General features: G+C 73.0%; 2 pseudogenes (1 of these 2 running past the window's edge). Both read left to right on the top strand.

The features are described from left to right. Positions 1 to 306: pseudogene (locus CCN72_RS37445) on the top strand (AAA family ATPase) (its annotated part extends 148 nt beyond the left edge of the window); the annotation flags it as partial. Then, positions 303 to 567 (top strand): annotated as a pseudogene (locus CCN72_RS37450) (ABC transporter permease); the annotation flags it as partial. The pseudogenes CCN72_RS37445 and CCN72_RS37450, both read left to right, overlap by 4 nt.

Consider the following 567-nt stretch of genomic DNA (forward strand, 5'->3'; position numbering starts at 1 on the left):
CTGGTCCTGGACGAGCCGACCGTCGGCCTCGACCCGGTACTGCGCCGCGACCTGTGGCAGCTCTTCCACGACCTCGCCGCCACCCGCGGCACCACCCTCCTCGTCTCCTCCCACGTCATGGACGAGGCCGAGCGCTGCGACCGCCTGCTGCTGATGCGCGAGGGCGCGATCCTCGCCGACGACACCCCCGAGGCACTGCGCACCCGCACCGGCACGGAGACGGTCGAGGCCGCCTTCCTGCACCTGGTCGACGAGGCCGCCACGGCCGCCCGCACCGAGGCGAACGTCGAGGAGCGCACCCGATGAACCCGACGACGGCCCCCCGGCCCGCGGCCGCCCTCAGCCCCGCCCGCGCCCTCGCCACGGCGGCCCGTGTCCTGCGCCAGCTGCGGCACGACCCCCGCACCATCGCGCTGATGATCGTCGTCCCGTGCCTGATGCTGGTCATCCTGCGCTACGTCTTCGACAGCGGCCCGCACACCTTCGACACCCTCGGCGCCTCGCTGCTCGGGATCTTCCCGCTGATCACGATGTTCCTGGTGACCTCCATCGCCACCCTGCGCGAAC

The organism is Streptomyces murinus, from assembly GCF_002154555.1.
GTDB lineage: Bacteria > Actinomycetota > Actinomycetes > Streptomycetales > Streptomycetaceae > Streptomyces > Streptomyces murinus.